General features: G+C 68.1%; 13 protein-coding genes and 1 tRNA gene. All 14 read left to right on the forward strand.

The features are described 5' to 3' along the window. The first annotated feature begins 324 nt into the window (after nucleotides 1–324). The gene (locus tag HYV14_02790; protein MBI2384921.1) at nucleotides 325–1,476 is read left to right on the forward strand and encodes a branched-chain amino acid ABC transporter substrate-binding protein; all 1,152 of its coding nucleotides are present in this window, start codon (nucleotides 325–327) and stop codon (nucleotides 1,474–1,476) included. A 2-nt stretch (nucleotides 1,477–1,478) separates the two neighbouring features. Further along, nucleotides 1,479–2,378 (forward strand): branched-chain amino acid ABC transporter permease, encoded by a 900-nt coding sequence (locus HYV14_02795; GenBank protein MBI2384922.1) that lies wholly within the window; start codon nucleotides 1,479–1,481, stop codon nucleotides 2,376–2,378. 4 nt (nucleotides 2,379–2,382) lie between these two features. Then, a complete protein-coding gene (locus HYV14_02800) occupies nucleotides 2,383–3,345 on the forward strand; it encodes a branched-chain amino acid ABC transporter permease (GenBank protein MBI2384923.1) in 963 nt (320 codons plus the stop codon). After that, the gene (locus HYV14_02805; GenBank protein ID MBI2384924.1) at nucleotides 3,342–4,136 is read left to right on the forward strand and encodes an ABC transporter ATP-binding protein; all 795 of its coding nucleotides are present in this window, start codon (nucleotides 3,342–3,344) and stop codon (nucleotides 4,134–4,136) included. Before HYV14_02800 ends, HYV14_02805 begins: the two co-directional genes overlap by 4 nt. A 17-nt stretch (nucleotides 4,137–4,153) precedes the next feature. After that, entirely contained in the window at nucleotides 4,154–4,861 is a 708-nt protein-coding gene (locus tag HYV14_02810; GenBank protein MBI2384925.1) for an ABC transporter ATP-binding protein, read from the forward strand. A gap of 28 nt (nucleotides 4,862–4,889) precedes the next feature. Then, nucleotides 4,890–4,961: transfer RNA gene (locus HYV14_02815), tRNA-Thr, on the forward strand. Nucleotides 4,962–5,132: 171 nt separating this feature from the next. Further along, the gene (locus HYV14_02820) at nucleotides 5,133–5,357 is read left to right on the forward strand and encodes a DUF167 domain-containing protein (protein ID MBI2384926.1); all 225 of its coding nucleotides are present in this window, start codon (nucleotides 5,133–5,135) and stop codon (nucleotides 5,355–5,357) included. Between the two features lie 118 nt (nucleotides 5,358–5,475). After that, nucleotides 5,476–8,043, forward strand: a complete 2,568-nt coding sequence (locus HYV14_02825; GenBank protein ID MBI2384927.1) for an O-antigen ligase family protein — start codon at nucleotides 5,476–5,478, stop codon at nucleotides 8,041–8,043. A gap of 83 nt (nucleotides 8,044–8,126) precedes the next feature. Beyond that, on the forward strand, nucleotides 8,127–10,151 hold the full coding sequence (locus HYV14_02830) for an OmpA family protein (GenBank protein MBI2384928.1): 2,025 nt from the start codon (nucleotides 8,127–8,129) through the stop codon (nucleotides 10,149–10,151). After that, nucleotides 10,148–11,779, forward strand: coding sequence for a hypothetical protein (locus tag HYV14_02835; protein ID MBI2384929.1), 1,632 nt, complete (start codon nucleotides 10,148–10,150; stop codon nucleotides 11,777–11,779). The genes HYV14_02830 and HYV14_02835 overlap by 4 nt, the downstream gene beginning before the upstream one ends. Beyond that, a complete protein-coding gene (locus HYV14_02840) occupies nucleotides 11,779–12,369 on the forward strand; it encodes a hypothetical protein (protein MBI2384930.1) in 591 nt (196 codons plus the stop codon). The genes HYV14_02835 and HYV14_02840 overlap by 1 nt, the downstream gene beginning before the upstream one ends. Further along, nucleotides 12,369–13,112, forward strand: coding sequence for a hypothetical protein (locus HYV14_02845; GenBank protein ID MBI2384931.1), 744 nt, complete (start codon nucleotides 12,369–12,371; stop codon nucleotides 13,110–13,112). Before HYV14_02840 ends, HYV14_02845 begins: the two co-directional genes overlap by 1 nt. A 16-nt stretch (nucleotides 13,113–13,128) precedes the next feature. After that, entirely contained in the window at nucleotides 13,129–14,886 is a 1,758-nt protein-coding gene (locus tag HYV14_02850) for a hypothetical protein (protein MBI2384932.1), read from the forward strand. Nucleotides 14,887–15,097: 211 nt separating this feature from the next. Then, a complete protein-coding gene (tadA, locus tag HYV14_02855) occupies nucleotides 15,098–16,825 on the forward strand; it encodes a Flp pilus assembly complex ATPase component TadA (GenBank protein ID MBI2384933.1) in 1,728 nt (575 codons plus the stop codon). Nucleotides 16,826–16,833 lie beyond the last annotated feature (8 nt).

Below are 16,833 nucleotides of genomic sequence, written 5' to 3' on the forward strand. Positions count from 1 at the left end.
CCTTATGAAGGAATCGGCCATCCCGCTTCCACGCCGTTTGGCGCTTCACGAAGAAGCCCATCGCCGCAGGCGATAAGTCCGTTGGCCGTCCGCCCCGACGCGACGGGTCATCGGGGTGGAGGATCGATGTCCTGAGGGGCGTGGGTCGCGCGACCGAATTGCTCATGCGGTCGCGCAAGACCCGAGCGAGGCTCAATGCCGAGCGTCCCCGAAGGGCATCGATCCTCCACCCCGGCCCGCATCGGCGTTCCGCGGATGGACAAGGCGTCGCTCAATGAGGCATAATCGCCGCCCCGCTGCATATTGAGGATTAGGAGGAAATCAATGACCTTTCGCAAAGCCCTCGCCGTCGCGGCCGTCGCCCTCGCGGCCGCCGCCTGCGGCCCCAAGGAAAAGGCCATCAAGATCGCCGTCGCGGTGCCGCTGACCGGCGACATGGGCACGGAAGGCCAGGGCCTGCGCCGCGCCGTGGAGCTCGCGGTCGAGGAAGCCAACGCCGCCAAGCGCTTCCCGTTCAAGCTCGTCGCCGCGCCGTACGACGACCGCGCCGACCCGAAAGAGGCCGTCAACGTCGCCAACCTGATCACCTCGGACCCCAACGTCATCGCGGTCGTCGGCCACTACAACTCCGGCTGCGCCACGCCCGCGGCGAAGGTGTACGCGCGCGCGCCCGTGGCGATGGTCTCGCCCGCCGCGACGAACCCCGAGGTCACCGCGCAGCAGGACTCGAAGGACTGGATGGGGCCGCGCGTCGTCTTCCGCGTCGTTCCGACCGATGACGTCCAGGGCTCCTACGCCGCGATGTTCGCCGCGAAGAAGCTGGGCAAGAAGCGCATGGCGCTGCTCCACGACAAGTCGCCCTACGGCCAGGGCCTCGCCGAGGAGTTCAAGAAGGGCTTCGTCGCGGGCGGCGGCAAGATCGTCTCCGAGGACGGCATCTCGGTCGGCGACAAGGACTTCAAGGCGCTGCTCACCAAGATCAAGAGCGACCCGTCCAAGCCCGAGGGCGTCTACTTCGGCGGCCTGTATACCGAGGCGGGCCTGCTCCTCAAGCAGATGCGCGAGCTCGGCCTCAAGGACCCGTTCGCGTTCATCTCCGGAGACGGCTCGATGACGTTCGGGCTGTTCGACGTGGCCGGAGACGCCGCCGACGGCGCGTACCTGTCCATCGTCGGCGTGCCCGCCGACGAGCTGCCCAGCGCCAAGAAGTTCGTCGACGACTACAAGGCCCGCTTCCCCAACGACGAGCGCAAGCCGTTCGACCACTTCGGCTACGAGGCGGCCAACATCATCATGGCCGCGATGGAGCGCGCCGGCGGCCCGGACCGCGCGAAGGTCATCGAGGAGCTCAGGAAGACGAAGCACGAGGGCGTGCTCGGCACGACCGTCTTCGACGGCAAGGGCGACACGACGAGCAAGATCGTCACGATGACGCGCGCGGTCGCCAAGAAGCGCGCGTTCGACTCCGTCCGCTAAGCGTGCTGATCCAGCAGCTGGTCAACGGGCTGACGCTCGGGGCGATCTACTCGCTGATCGCCCTCGGCTACACCCTCGTCTACGGCATCCTGACGATGATCAACTTCGCGCACAGCGAGGTGCTGATGCTCGGCGCGTTCATGGCGCTGGGCCTGGCGGCGCTGCTGCCGGCGGTGTTCGGCACGGGTCTCGTCGGCCTCGCCGGCATGTTCGTGCTCTCCATGGCCGGGGCGGGCCTCATCAACGTGATCATCGAGCGCTTCGCCTATCGGCCGCTGCGCCACATCTCGCGCCTGGCGCCGCTGATCTCGGCGATCGGCGTCTCCATCATCCTCCAGAACGGAGTGTTCATCTGGATCAGCACCCAGTCCCTGCGCTTCCCGGAGCCCGTGGCCATCGACCAGGTGAACGTCCTCGGCGCGACCATCAGCTCCCTGCAGATCATCATCCTCGCCGCGGCCCTGCTCCTCATGGGCATACTCCACTTCTTCGTCGAGCACACGAAGCTCGGCAAGGCCATGCGCGCCTGCTCCGACGACATCCAGACCGCGGGCCTGATGGGCATCAACCCGGACTACATCATCGCGCTGACCTTCTTCGTCGGCGGCGCGCTCGGGGGCGCGGCGGGCGTGCTGTACGGGATGAACTACGGCTCGATCAAGTACAACCTCGGCTTCCTGCCCGGCGCGAAGGCGTTCACCGCCGCCGTGCTCGGCGGCATCGGCAACATCCGGGGCGCGGTGCTCGGCGGCTTCATCCTGGGCTTCCTCGAGGTCCTCGCCTCCGGCTACATCCCCAACGGCGCGCAGTGGCGCGACGTCATCGCCTTCACGGTCCTGATCATCGTGCTGCTCGTCCGCCCGTCCGGGCTCCTCGGCGAGAAGATCGCGGAGAAGGTCTAGCGCCATGAAGAAGCTGCTCGACTGGCGCTGGACGCCCTGGGTCGCGCTGGCGCTGGCCGCCGCGTTCCCGTTCATCTCCGCCGCGATCGACGCCCAATATCTCGTCCGCGTCGGCGGCGTGATCGGCCTGTTCATGATCCTCGGCCTCGGCCTGAACTTCACCTTGGGCTACGCCGGATTGTTCGACCTGGGCTTCATCGCATTTTATGCGATAGGCGCTTATACCACGGCGATCGCGATGCGCGCGGGCGTCCCCGCGCCCGCGGCGCTGATCCTGGCGGTGCTGGTGTCGCTGACGATCCGCGCGCTGCTCGGGCTGACCATCCTCCGCTTGCGCGGAGACTACTTGGCCGTGGTCACGATGGGCTTCGGCGAGATCGCGCGTCTGACCATCAACAACCTCGACGCCCTGACCAACGGCCCCAAGGGCCTCCAGCTGGCGCCGTGGCGTCCGCTGAGCTTCATCTCCTCCGACCCCAACGTCCAGTACTATCTCCTCATATTGGCCGCGGTCGCGGCGGGCGTCGCCGCGTCGAGCCGACTCGAGGACTCGCGCGTCGGCCGCGCCTGGATCGCCATCCGCGAGGACGAGATCGCCGCCCGCCTCTCCGGCATCCCCGTGCGCCACTACAAGCTGCTCGCCTTCACGATCTCCGCGGCCTTCGCGGGCCTCGCGGGCGGCCTGTTCGCGCAGTGGGAGCAGTTCGTGACGCCCGAGTCCTTCGTGTTCTGGGAGTCGATCCTCGTCGTCTCCATCGTCGTGCTCGGCGGCATGGGCTCGATCGCCGGCGTGCTGGTCGGGGCCCTGGTCCTCGTCGGCTTCCCGCCGATCATGCAGTGGAAGCTCTCGGCGGACTGGATCAACTACCGCTACCTCTTCTTCGGGCTCATCCTGGTGCTCGTGACCTTGTTCCGCCCGCAGGGCATCCTCCCGTCCTCGCGACGAGAGGCGGAGCTGACCTCATGAGCGCCAAAACGCCCCGCGCCGCCCGCGTCCTCCTCGAGGTCAAGGACCTCGCCCAGCACTTCGGCGGCCTCAAGGCCGTCGACCAGGTCAACCTCACCATCCACGAGGGGGAGATCGTCTCCGTCATCGGACCCAACGGCGCCGGCAAGACCACCTTCTTCAACGTGCTGACCGGCGTCTACCCCGGCACGCGCGGCGAGATCCTGTTCAACGGCCAGGAGCTGCGCGGCATGTCAGGCCACGACATCGTCGCCGTCGGCGTCGCCCGCACCTTCCAGAACATCCGGCTCTTCTCGCACATGACGGCCCTCGAGAACGTGATGGTGGGCCGGCACACGCGCACCTTCCAGTTCCTGCTCGGCCCGCTGCTGCGCACTCCCGCCTTCATGCAGGAGGAGAAGGGCGTCGAGGCCGTCGCCAAGGACCTCCTCGAGTTCGTCGGTCTCAAGTCTCTCGGGAACGAGCTCGCGAAGAACCTCCCTTACGGCGCCCAGCGAAAGCTCGAGATCGCCCGCGCGCTCGCCTCCGAGCCGAAGCTCCTCATCCTCGACGAGCCGACCGCCGGCATGAACCCGACCGAGTCCCAGGACCTCGTGGCGCTCGTGCGCAAGGTCCGGGAGCGCGGCGTCACCGTGCTCCTCATCGAGCATCAGATGCGCGTCGTCATGGACATCTCCGACCGCGTCTTCGTCTTCGACTACGGCGTGAAGATCGCCGAGGGCAAGCCCAAGGAAGTGGTGGCCAACGCGCGCGTCATCGAGGCCTACCTCGGCAAGGAGGGCGCGTCATGACGATGAAGCCTCCCGCGATGCTCGAGCTCGACTCCGTGCACGCCGTCTACGGGAAGAAGATCCGCGCACTCAAGGGCGTCTCCCTCACCGTCAACGCCGGAGAGATCGTCGCCCTCATCGGCAACAACGGCGCCGGCAAGACCACCATCATGAAGACCGTGGCCGGCCTGCTCCAGCCCGAGAAGGGTACCGTCCGCTTCCAGGGGCGGGACCTTCCCGGCCTGCCGCCCGACCAGATCATGCGCATGGGTCTGTCTCTGGTCCCCGAGGGCCGCCGTATTTTCCCGCGCTTGACCGTGATGGAGAATCTGGAAATGGGCGCCTACTCGCGCCGCGAGAAGGACCTGTCGCGCGAGTACGACCACGTCTTCCATCTCTTCCCGGTGCTCGGCAAGCGCCGCGGCCAGTTCGGCGGCACGCTGTCCGGCGGCGAGCAGCAGATGCTCGCGATGGGCCGCGCGCTGATGTCCGCGCCGAAGATCCTGATGCTCGACGAGCCGTCGATGGGCCTGGCCCCGGTCGTCGTGGACAAGATCTTCGAGATCATCGAGCTCATCAACAAGGAAGGCGTCACCGTGTTCCTCGTCGAGCAGAACGCCAAGCGCGCCCTGCGCGGCTCCACGCGCGCCTACGTGCTCGAGACGGGGGAGATCGTCGCGTCCTCCGACAGCGCGACCTTGATGAAGGACCCCGCCGTGCAGAAGGCGTACCTCGGTCTGCATTGACGCGTTTTTTGGTAGACTAGTCCTCGACGCCGGGATAGCTCAGCGGTAGAGCAGCTGTTTCGTAAACAGCAGGTCGTGGGTTCGAATCCCATTCCCGGCTCAGATTTCGAACGACTTACGCGCGCCGCCGGGAATGGGCCCGCCCCGAAGGGGCGGGCGTTCCTTTTTTTAACGGCGCGCTTCCTCTCGGGACTCGCACCGGTGCGAGTCGGACTGTTTCCGGGAACAGTCAGCGCGCCCGGCGGGGTGCACTTGATATGATGCGCTCGTCATGAAGACCATCCGCGTCAAAGTGAAGCCCCAGTCCCGGGAATCGACCCTGCAGGAAGCGGGCGACGGGACCTGGATCGCGCGCGTCAAGGCGCCGCCCGTCGACGGGAAGGCCAACGCCGAGCTCGCGGAGCTGGTGGCCGAGCGCTTCGGCGTGCGCAAGGCGCAGGTGGCGATCAAGAGCGGCGCGGGCGCGCGGCTCAAGCTCGTTCAAATCGACTCCTGACCGACGCGTCGGACTCGGACCGGCGCGAGCCCGGCTGTTTCCGGAAACAGTTCGGGCGCCCTGTCATGACGCCCTTGCGCCCGTCACATAATTCAGGTATTTGCTAATCTTTTCCTCAATGAACTCGGCCCGGCGTTGGCTGTTGGTGACGGCGCATTTCATGTGCCCCCTGCTGTTCTTCACCAACCTCACGCGCAACCCCTACGTCTCGCAGATCGCGCTGCTCAACATCGCGATCGCGCTGGCGCTCGCGGCCTGGGCGCTGCGCGAGGCGGCGCGCCCCGACGGCGCGCGGCTGCCAAAGCTGCCCGTCGCCTGGCCCCTGGCCGCCTTCGTCGCCGTGTGGGGCGCGAGCTGGCTGCGGGCGTACTTCGGCCACGCCGAGTTCTTCCGGCCCGCGATCTCCGCGGAAGGCGCGCGCGGCGCGATGTTCCTCGTCGTGAACTGCGTCGCCGCGTTCTGGCTCGCGTCGACGGCCGCCGCGGAGGACGAGGCGTCGAGCGACGTCGACCTCGGGCATTGGACCGCCTTCGTGGTCTTCTGGGGCCTGCTCTGGGTCGCGTTCCCGTCGGCGCGCACGCGACTCGGCGCCGCGCCGGACGCCTTCTTCGCGCTGGCCTGGGACCCGTACGGCGCCTTCGTCTGGGCCGTCGGCCTCGGCGCGGCGGGCTGGCTGTGCCGGCGCGGCCGCACGATCGACTTCCTCCACCTGGCCTTCGCGGCCGGCTTCCTCGCCTCGATGTACGGCGTGTGCCAGTATTTCAACTACGAGCTGGTCTGGCCCAACGTCCTGAACCCCTACGGCGGCCGCGCGGTCTCGACGTTCGGCAACCCCAACTTCCTCTCGACCTACAACGCGGCGCTGATGCCTTCGGCGCTGGCCCTGTTCCTCTTGGAGAAGGACGGCGCGCGGCGTTGGGCGTACGGCCTCCTGTTCCTGATCCTCGAGGCGGCCCTGCTCGCCACGCTCACGCGCTCCTCATGGGGCGGCGCGGCGGTCGGCGTGGCGGCCCTGGCCCTGTCGGCGCGCCTGCGGACCCGCCTCAAGGAGGAGCCGCGCTCCGCGGGGCTCCTGCTCGGCCTGGCGCTGGCGCTGGCGCTCGGCTGGCCCTCGAGCACGATCGCGTCGGGCTACACGCCCACCTTCGTCGGCCGCCTGACCGAGTTCTCGGCGATCGCCAAGCGCGACGGCTTCTACAGCCCGTGGCATCAGCGCGTCCTGATCTGGACCGCGGCGTGGACGATGGGCAAGGAGGAGCCGCTGCTCGGCAAGGGCGGCGGGCTCTTCGAGCTGTTCTACCCGTTCTATCAGGGCAGCCTGCTCCACGCCGACAAGTTCTACCACAACATGCGCACGCACGCGAACAACTCGCACAACGAGATCCTCGAGGTGTTCTCGCAGACCGGCCTGATCGGCCTCGGCGCGTTCCTGTGGCTGTGGGGCGCCTTCTTCCTCACCGCCTGGCGCTGGGCCAGGACGAAGGCGGGGGAGGACCCCGTCTGGGTCGGCGCCGTCGCCGGCGTCGCCGCGGTGCTCGCCGACAACCTCCTGAACGTGTCCCTGCATTTCGCCGTGCCCGCGTTCATCTTCTGGTGGCTCGCGGGCGCCGCCATGGGGCGGGGCGCGCGCGACGGGGGCGCCGTGCGTACCGTCGCTCTCCCGAAGGCCGCGCGCGCCGCCGCCGGGGCCGCGCTCGTGTGCGCCTGCCTGTTCGCCGCGTGGTGGCAGGTGCGGTTCTGGAACCGCGAGGCCTGGTACTTCGCCGGGTTCAAGCAGATCCGTCAGGGGAACATGCCGGCCGCGACGCGCTCGCTCGAGCGCTCCCGCGCCTGGGGCCCGCGCGAGGTCAACGCGATCTACGAGCTCGGCAACGCCTACGCCCGCTCCGGGCAGCCGGCCAAGGCCGCCGAGGCCTACGAGGGCGCGCTCCAGGCCAACGCCGGGTACGACGAGATCTACTTCAACCTCGGGACCGTGTACGCGTCGCATCTAGGGCGCCCCGACAAGGCGGGAGGCTACTTCGAGACGGCGTGGGCGCTGAACCCCCTGTCGGACGCGGTGGTCAACGGCCTCAGCGCGTTCTACCTCCGCGACCCCGCGAAGAACAAGGCCGTCGCCGAGGCGCTGCTCTCCGAGGCGACGCGGATCTTCCCGCAGAACACGAACCACTGGAACAACCTCGGCTACCTGATGACGATGGACAAGCGCTGGGCCGAGGCCGAGCAGGCGTACTCCCGCGCGCTCGAGATCCAGCCCGACGCGGCCGTGCTCGAGCAGAACCTGCACGCCGTCGCGAACCAGTCGGGGCGGCCGAGGGCGGCGGTCCTGGGAGACCTCGCCGAGCTCCGCTCCCTCGACGCGGCCGTCGCGAAGGGGGACTGGTCGAAGGTCTCGCTGCAGCGCGCCGCCGCGCTCGTGCGGCGCCGGCCGACCTTCCTCAAGGCCCGCTTCCTTTACGGGAGCCTCCTGCTCGCCAACGGCCGCGCCCCGGAGGCCGCCGTCGAGCTCGAGGGCGTCGTGGCCCAGGACCCGCGCCGGGCCGCCCCGCGCGTGAACCTGGCCAACGCCTACCTGGCCCTCAAGCGCAACGAGGACGCGGCGGCCCAACTCCGCGCGGCGCTCTCGCTGGAGCCCGGGAACGCCCTTATACGCTCCCGTTTGGCCGCGATGGGGCTGGCGCCGTAGGCGCAGGCGATGAGTCTGCTCGGTAAAAATCGCGTAATAATTCAGCAATCGTGTTCTCTTATGATTGAGCTTGTCCGGGAGAAATGCGCCTGGAACCGAGCTATTTCACGTCTTTGAAGAACATCGCCATCATCGTCGTCCTACTCGGGCTCGGAGGCCCGCCCGTCCTCGCTCAGTCCGACGACGAGAGCGGGGGAGCCGGCTTGAGCCGCCCCATGCAGATCGCCGTGCATTTCTACGAGACGGGCGAGGACATTCAGGCGATGGACCGATTCATGGAGATCCTGACGAAGGGCGACCCGTCCGAGCGCTCGATGGCCAACGAGTACATCAATCTGATCACGCACCGGATGAACACCGCCGGCGGAGCGGGAGGGACCCCGAAGGCGAAGCTCGGCGTCTCGGTCGCCGAACCCGTCAACCCGGGCGTCGCGAGCCCGATCAAGCGCGCCGACCCGGCCGCGGGCGCCCGCGTCGCGCCCGAGACGATCAGCGACGGCGAGGCCGCCCCGTCCTCGCGCACGCCCCGCTTCGACTCGATCGACGACGACTCCGCGCGCACGTCGGCCCGCAAGAAGGCCGCGCCCGCCCGCGCCCGCGCCGACGACATGCCGGCGGCGAACAAGGCCCTGATGCGCAAGGAGATCCGCGCCCGACTGCGCAGCGCCGTCGAGAAGAGCCTCGTCGACATCAAGTCCATCGCGGGAGTGCGCGTCGTGATGCGCGAGAACGGCGACCCCGAGGCGATCGGCATCCCGACGGGCTCCCTGTTCCAGACCGGCATCGCGTTCCAGCCCGGCGCGTCCAAGATCCTCGACCCGCTGACGAAGCTCGTGTTCGCGCTCGGCACGACCCAGGCCGTGATCCTGCCCGAAGGCACCGCGGTCGGCGACGCCAAGGTCATGGACATGCGCCGCACGATGGGCATCTCGTCGCACTTCTTCAACGCCGGCGTGGCGCCGCCCCGCGTGCGCGTCAACCTGCTGAACACGCAGGTGGACATCCCGAAGGGCCTGATGGATTTCAAGGGCGTGGTCATCGTGTTCGTGTACAACCAGCCGCTGAGCCTCGTCGTGGAGAGCGCGGTCGGCGACGAGCTCGGGCCGCCCATCTCGCTGGGCGTGTACCCGCCGTCGTTCCGGCCCGCGCGCGGCCAGGGCGTCATCATCGAATTCTCCGTCTCCGACCCGCCCGCGGGCCTCGTGTCCTGGAAGTTCCAGCTGCTGCAGCCGTCCCGCGACGGGACGGAGCTCGCGCCGCTGCAGGACGTGGTCGGCGGCGGCCCGGTGTTCCATCAGATCTTCTGGAACGGGAAGCAGAACTACTTCGGCGAGTCGCTGCCGGCCGGCCGCTACGAGTGCGTGCTGACGGCGCTCGACGCCAAGAACCGCCAGCGCTCGCAGCATCGCTGGATACAGGTGCTCGACGACGGGCCTTCCGAGCGCATGCTCGCCGACCAGGCCGCGCCGGAAGGCTCCCGCGCGGAGCCGGTCTCCGCCGCGGAGAAGCCGGCCGCGCCCGCCGCCTCGGCCCCGCTCGCGCCCAGCGCCGACATGGCCGGCGCGGCGGAGAAGCCGCTCGTGGCCGGCGTGAAGGCCGCGCCGAGGGCCGTCGAGCTCAAGCCCCGCTCTGAGACGCCCCGCGTCAAGCGGCAGGTCGTCAAGCGTCCCGTCCGCGGCAAGAAGGCGGGCAAGGCTGATAAAGGGAAGGCCGCCCGCGTGACCCAGCCCAAGGCCGCCGAGGCGCAGCCCCAGGAAGAGGCCGCGGCCCCGGCCGAGGCCGCAGTGGAGAAGGCGCCGGCGAGATCGTCGGCCTCGGAATGGGCTTTGACCTTCAACAAGGGGACCTACCAGCTGACGGCGGCGGCCGAGAAGCTCCTCGCCGCGGCCGCGGCGGCGGTGCCCACGCACCCGCTCGAGAACCTGCGCGTCACGGGCCACAGCGGCTCGGAGGAAGCCAACGGCGCGGCGCTCGCCGACAAGCGCGCCAAGATGGTGGCCAGCATCCTCGTCAACCGCTATCAGGTGGATTCCAAGAGGATCTTCATGACCTCCGACGCCTCCGGCGCCGGCGCGAAGGTCGATCTGGCGTTCGCGAGGACCGAATGAACCCCAAGATCGACCAGTTGATCGATCAACTCGCCTTCGGCAAGGCCAAGCCGGCGTCCGGCCCGTGCCTCGGCCTGTACCTGAGCCCGGAGATGCTCTACATCGCCGAGACCCGGCCCGGGAAGGGCGGCGCGATCACCGTCGACCATCTCGTGCGCGTGCCGATCCCGCCGGAGGGCAAGGCCGCGGCCGCCGGCACGATGACGATGAGCACGGATTTCCTCGCCGATCCGGTCAAGATCGGAGGCCTGATCCGCCAGTCCATGTCCCAGATCCGGTGGAACTCCAAGAACGTGGTCGTCACGCTCTCTCACCACCTCGGCCTGCTGCGCTACTTCCCGATGCCGCCGATGGATCGCCGCTTCCTGGTCACCTCGGTGCCGATCGAAGCCAAGAAGTACATCCCGATCCCTTTCGACGCGCTGGCCCACGACTTCCAGGCCGAGACGATGCCGCCGGACGCCGCCGGCAAGCCGCGCCTGGGCGTGCTCATCGCGGTCACGCAGAACAAGAACCTGGCGAACATCCAGGGCCTGCTCACGTCCCTCGGGCTGAACCTGATCGGCCTCGAGGTGGCGCCGTGCTCGGTCCTGCGCCTGTGGCAGGCGGTCGAGCCGGCCAAGGGCCCGGAGCCCTTCGTCCAGGCCCATTTCGACGGCGGGAACGTGCGCATCATGATCTGCGACCGGGGGCTCCCGGTGTTCTTCCGCGAGGTCTTCATGGGCGCCACGGCCTCGCTGTCCGACCAGCGCAAGGTGGACATGACCGGCTGCCTCTCCTTCGCCCAGAAGCAGCTCGGCATGACCGGCATCTCGAAGATCAAGCTCAGCGGCACGCCCGCCACGCTCGGGCCCTGGAAGGACGCCTTCGCGACCGAGACCGGGGTGCCCGTCGAGATCCAGGACACCGCGAAGCTGCTGTCGATCAAGGGCGGGGATTGGGGCGGCTACGCCGCCATCGGCGCCTCCACGCGCGCGTCCGTCAGCTCCGCGGTCACGATCGACCTGGCGACGACGGACCGGGTCGGCGAGGACGAGCGCCAGGTGGCGCGCGACATCATCATCGCCGGCTTCGCGCTCGCCGCGTTCATCGCGGGCGTCGGCCTCTTCCAGGCGACGACCTACAGCCAGCGCGCCCGGGTGCTCAACGACTACAAGATCGAGCCCGACGTCCAGGCCGCGCTCCAGGGCCTGCGGCCCGCCGACATCGACCTGAAGCTCATCGAGATGAAGGACCAGCTCGAGAAGCTTCGCGCCGTCACGGGGAACAAGCCCCTGATGATCTCGACGGTCCTGCGCGACATCGTCGCGCTCATGCCCGACAACATGTGGCTGACGAAGGTCACCGTCCTCAACCCGTTGGCCAACGAGAAGGCCGCGCTCGAGCTCAGCCTGAGCGGCCGCGTCCGAGGCGTCACGGGCGCCGAGGAGCAGGACGTGGCCATCGCGTTCAAGGAGACCTTGCTGCGCGACCCCGGCATCGGTCCGCTGTTCGACGTGCAGCTGTCCTTGCAGGGGAAGGCGGCCGCGCCGGAGTCGGCCGGCCAGGGCCTCGATCCCGAGGCGCTGGCGCGCAAGCAGGAGAGCCGGACCGAGTTCGTCATCGAGATGAAAAGGAAGAAAAGCTGATGGCTGCCAAGGACATCGACCTCAACGTCTACCTGAACGCGGTGAAAGCCGAGGGCGAGCTCGTGCTCAACACGCTCCGCCAGCGGGGCGTCAAGCGCTTCGGCAAGGCCTTCGGCATGGCCGGCCTGATGATCGCCGCCGCGTACTTCGGGGTGTACAAGCCGCCGCAGGACAAGATCTCCCGCCTGACGGCGAAGATCGAGGCCGCGCGGGCCATGTCCCAGTCCAGCGCCGCCTACAAGGACGTCCGCGACCAGCTCGCGGGCTCCTACGGCTCCCTGCCGCTGCTGAAGGACCAATCGCAGTGGCTCTCGAACGCGATGATCGATTCGCTGCGGGCCGACAGCCTCACCCCGGAGATGTTCCGGCCCGTGATGGAGAACGAGGTCAGCGGGCTGATCTTCCAGACCTCGACGGTCCAGCTCACGACGGGCTTTTCCAACGTCTACGCCTGGCTCATGCGCCTCGAGGGCGCGACGCCGCTGATGCACGTCAGCAACCTCGAGATCACCAAGAAGCAGGACATGATCGGACAGAACGTCGTGTCGGCGTCCGTGATGACCGCGATCCCGAAGAAGAGGTTCAACTGATGGCCGGAACCGGCAGCGCCCGCGGCGGCCTCGGCTGGGTGATCCTGGTGATCGCCCTGGCGGTGCCCGGCGTGCTGTTCTTCAACTGGTGGTCGCACCTCAAGGCCGACCGCGAGAAGGCGGTCGCGGCCAAGGCGCGCGGCCGCGTGCCCGAGGGAGGGGTGTTCCAGTCCTCGCCGAACGCCAAGCTCGTCAACCCGATGACTCCCGCCGCCTCGACCGCCGCCGTCGCGGCGCCGGGCGCGGCCGTCGCGGACGCCGCGGCCGCCGTCCCGGCTTCGCCCGCCGTCGCCTCGGCGGCGACCATGGACGCGTCCGCCTCCGCCGCCCTCTCCACGGCCCCCGCCGCGCCCGCCGAGGGCGGGCAGGCCGCCTCCTTCACCGTGTCGACCACGACCTTCGTGCCGCTCAAGCGCGACCCCACCTTGTCGCCCTTCGACCTCGTCCGCATCCTCGAGGAAGAGGAGGCCAGGCGCAAAGCCGCCGAGGACCTCGAGAACGCGAAGCGGGTCAGGGTCCGCGGACCCAGAAAACAGAAGGTTCAGGACCCGGCGAGCCAGATCAACCTGCAGGGCATCGTGAGCAACCCGGACTCCGGCTTCAAGGTCATCGTCAACGACGAGGTCCTCGGCGTCGGAGCGTTCATCGGGAAAACCGGGATCAAGATCGTGAAGATCACCGATCTCGGCGTGACGTTCGTCTATCAGGGCAAGAGGTTCTCGAAGGGCGTCAGCCGTGATTAGGGCCGCTGGAGGCATCATGATTAGGATTCGCGCTTACGAAGGCCGCTGGACGAAGATCGCGAGAAGCGGGGTTTCGCTCCTCGTCGCGTTCGCCGTCGCGGCGGCGGCCCCCGGGGAGGCGTTCGCCCAGCGCCGCCGGGCCGAGCCCGAGGCCAACCCTCAGTTCCAGCAGCAGTCTCCCGCGCCCGGCGGCGGCCCGATCGGGAGCGAGGCCGAGCCGACGGCGGAGCCCGACGAGCCCGCGGCGCCTCGCTCGGTGCAGGGCGTGCAGATCGGCGCGTCCGCGCCCGCGCGCGGCGGCGTGACGGCCTCGCTCGCCCCGCTCGACATGCGCGTGACCGTGCGCGTGAAGGGCGCCCCGCTGGCGACCTTCCTCGACACGATCTCGGCCCAGGCCAAGGTGAACTTCATCATCACCGAAGGCCTGGAGTCCAAGCGCGTGACGGCCTTCCTGCAGAACGTGACCGTGCGCGAGGCGCTTCAGGTCCTGCTCGAGATCAAGGGCCTGACCTACCAGCAGATCGGCAAGAGCAACACCTACGTCGTGACGCCGCGCTCGAAGCAGGTCGAGAACCTCATCACGCGCATCTACACGCTGAGCTTCGTGCCCCTGATCCCGCTCAGCGGCGATTCCGGCGCGTCCGGGCCGGCGTCCATGACCGGGGCCGCCGCGGGCGGAGCCGCCGCCGGCGGCGCCGGAGCGGGAACGGGAGGAGGCGGATCCGCCTCCTCCTCGGGCGCCTCGACTCAGGCCTCCCCCGCGGGCGCCGCGGGGTCCGACGTCGCGATCATCAACGTCCTGAAAAGCGTGCTCTCCAAATCCGGCCACGTCGAGATCGAGCCGCGAACCAACGCGCTGATCGTCACCGACATCCCCGAGGTGTTCCCTCAAGTCGAGCAGATCATCGCCGAGCTGGACAAGAAGGCGCCCCAGGTATTGATCGAGGCCCAGATCGTCGAGATCGACTCCCAGCGCACCCGGGAGCTCGGCTTCGAGTGGGGCGGCCCCAACGGCGAGCTAGGGACCTTCACGGGCGGCGTGCGCGACACGGTCTTCCCGCTCAACCTGCCGAGCGACCTCAGCAAGACGAAATTCTTCGATCCGCTCGCGGGCGTCTCCAGCAGCCTCAGCGGCGCCGCGGCGACCGCCGCGAACGCGGTCTCCGCGACCGGCTCCAACACGGGCGCTCTCGTCAACACGGGCAGCTTCATGAAGACGAGCATACTCGACCTGACCTCCCTGAAGATCGCCCTGCGGGCGATGATCTCCCGCTCGGAGGCGCGCTTCCTCGGCAAGCCCAAGATCCTGACCCTGAACAACAAATCGGCCATCATCGAGATCAGCGCCCAGGAGGCCACCAACTTCGAGGTCTCCCAGGCCGGCGCGAGCGGCGGCACCAGCCTGCAGGTCTCCGGCGTCCATCGCGAGGCCACGGGCCTGGTGCTGAAAGTGACGCCGCAGGTCAACAAGGAGGGCTACATCACGATGCTGGTCCAGCCTTCCTTCACGGACATCCAGGAAGCGTCGATCTCGGTGTCGTCCAACCGCGTGTTCAACCCGATCAAGCGCTCGGCGTCGACCTTGGTCCGCATCAAGAACGGCCAGACCTTGGTCCTCGGCGGCCTGCTGCGCTCGACCGAGTCGAAGGTCGTGCGCAAGGTGCCCTTCTTCGGCTACATCCCGATCGTCGGCTGGCTCTTCACGAGCTCCTCGACGCGCCGGGTGAACTCCGACCTCGTCATCTTCATCACCCCGACCATCGTCAGCGATTGACGGCGCTCAACGGCACTGATGAACCACAAAGACACCAAGACACAAAGAAACGGATGAATGGCGTTGCCGCTAACCCTAAGCCGTTCTTGGTGCCTTCGTGTCTTTGTGGTTCATTCGTTGCCGTAGCCGTTTCTTGTCGTTATTAGTGAAGGGGCTTGACAACCGGAGAGGGTCGGCTATACTTCGGTAAAGGGACGGTAAAAAGGAGCACATGTCCAATCTAGCCGAGATCCTGGTGAGCAGCGGCGTCCTGACCGAGGACCAGCGCGACAAGGCCCAGAAGGCCGCGACGCAGAGCCGCTGCTCGTTCAACGAGGCCGCGGTCAAGCTCGGGTTCACCAAGGAAGACGACATCGCCGTCGCCCTCTCGAAGCAGTACGGCATCCCGTACGCCTCGCGCGAGAACAAGATCCTCAAGTCGGAGAAGGGTCAGGCCCTCGAGAAGGTCATCCCCGAGAACTACGCCCGCGAGAACCTGGTCCTGCCGCTGTTCCTCGACGATAACGTGCTCGCCGTCGCCCTGCATGACCCGGACAACGTCCTCCTGATCGACAACCTCAAGCTCCTCAGCGGCCACGAGATCCAGGCCTTCATCGCCACCAAGACCCAGATCCTCAAGGCGATCGACGAGTTCTACGTCGGCGGCAGCGCCATCGAGAACACGCTCAACGCGAAGAAGGGGGAGGACGAGATCGAGGAGGCGACGTCGACCGGCGACGAGCGCCTCAACCTCGACCAGCTCGCGGTCGACGCGGCCGGCGCCCAGACCGTCTCGCTCATCAACGCCATCCTCAAGCAGTCGATCCAGGAGCGCACGTCGGACATCCACATCGAGAAATACGACGACCGCGTCGCCCTGCGCTTCCGCATCGACGGCATCCTCTACGAGCGCAGCCCCCCGCCGAAGCACCTCTTCGCCGCCATGATCTCGCGCATCAAGATCTTGTCGAAGCTCGACATCGCCGAGCGCCGCCTCCCGCAGGACGGACAGTTCTCCATCAAGGTGCAGAACCGCGTCATCGACCTGCGCGTCTCGATCTGCCCCTGCGTGTTCGGCGAGAAGGTCGTCATGCGTATTCTGGACAAGGGCGCCGTCGACCTCGACATCAACAAAGTAGGCCTCGATCCCAGACAGCGCGACGACATCATCGAGGCGGCCAACAAGCCGCACGGCCTGTTCTTCATGACCGGCCCGACGGGCTCCGGCAAGACGACCACGCTCGGCGCCATCCTCAACACGATCAAGAGCCCCGACATCAACATCATGACGATCGAGGACCCGGTCGAGCTCAAGATCGAGGGGATCAACCAAGTACAGGTCCGTGCCAATATCGGGCTCACCTTCGCCTCGGCCCTGCGCTCCTTCCTGCGCCAGGACCCCGACGTCATCCTGGTCGGAGAGGTCCGCGACCAGGAGACGGCGCAGACCTGCCTGCGCGCCGCGCTCACGGGCCACCTCGTGATCTCGACGCTCCACACCAACGACGCGCTGTCCTGCGTCGCCCGCCTCATCGACATGGGCATCGAGCCCTTCATGCTCGCGAACTCCCTGCAGCTGGCCGCCGCTCAGCGCCTCGTGCGCCTGCTGTGCCCGCTGTGCAAGAAGCCCGCCAAGGTCCCGGCCGAGCTGGCCGAGCAGGTGGTGCGCGAGGCGCTCCTCGAGCAGCCGCCGGACCCCGCCTCCGTCGTGTTCTACGAGGCCCGCGGCTGCGACAAGTGCTCGCGCACCGGCTACTCGGGCCGGAAAGCGATCTACGAGGTCTACAAGCTCAACGCCGCGATGAAGGAGATCATCTACCGCTACGGCGCGGACGTGGGCAAGCTCAAGAAGGCGGGCGAGGAAGCCGGCATGTGGACGATGCGCGCCTCCGGCTTCCGCAAGGTGCTCAACGGGCTGACCACGATCGACGAGGTGATGTCCGTCACCGTGTCGGATTGACACGCCTT

It is taken from the genome of Elusimicrobiota bacterium, assembly GCA_016182905.1.
Lineage (GTDB): Bacteria > Elusimicrobiota > Elusimicrobia > UBA1565 > UBA9628 > GWA2-66-18.

Excerpts from the sequence above, each read along its gene's own strand:
- HYV14_02790 (MBI2384921.1), top strand. The coding sequence starts at position 325 with ATGACCTTTCGCAAAGCCCTCGCCGTCGCGGCCGTCGCCCTCGCGGCC.
- HYV14_02800 (MBI2384923.1), top strand. The coding sequence starts at position 2,383 with ATGAAGAAGCTGCTCGACTGGCGCTGGACGCCCTGGGTCGCGCTGGCG.
- HYV14_02805 (MBI2384924.1), top strand. The coding sequence starts at position 3,342 with ATGAGCGCCAAAACGCCCCGCGCCGCCCGCGTCCTCCTCGAGGTCAAG.
- HYV14_02810 (MBI2384925.1), top strand. The coding sequence starts at position 4,154 with ATGCTCGAGCTCGACTCCGTGCACGCCGTCTACGGGAAGAAGATCCGC.
- HYV14_02820 (MBI2384926.1), top strand. The coding sequence starts at position 5,133 with ATGAAGACCATCCGCGTCAAAGTGAAGCCCCAGTCCCGGGAATCGACC.
- HYV14_02825 (MBI2384927.1), top strand. The coding sequence starts at position 5,476 with ATGAACTCGGCCCGGCGTTGGCTGTTGGTGACGGCGCATTTCATGTGC.
- HYV14_02830 (MBI2384928.1), top strand. The coding sequence starts at position 8,127 with ATGCGCCTGGAACCGAGCTATTTCACGTCTTTGAAGAACATCGCCATC.
- HYV14_02835 (MBI2384929.1), top strand. The coding sequence starts at position 10,148 with ATGAACCCCAAGATCGACCAGTTGATCGATCAACTCGCCTTCGGCAAG.
- HYV14_02840 (MBI2384930.1), top strand. The coding sequence starts at position 11,779 with ATGGCTGCCAAGGACATCGACCTCAACGTCTACCTGAACGCGGTGAAA.
- HYV14_02845 (MBI2384931.1), top strand. The coding sequence starts at position 12,369 with ATGGCCGGAACCGGCAGCGCCCGCGGCGGCCTCGGCTGGGTGATCCTG.
- HYV14_02850 (MBI2384932.1), top strand. The coding sequence starts at position 13,129 with ATGATTAGGATTCGCGCTTACGAAGGCCGCTGGACGAAGATCGCGAGA.
- tadA (MBI2384933.1), top strand. The coding sequence starts at position 15,098 with ATGTCCAATCTAGCCGAGATCCTGGTGAGCAGCGGCGTCCTGACCGAG.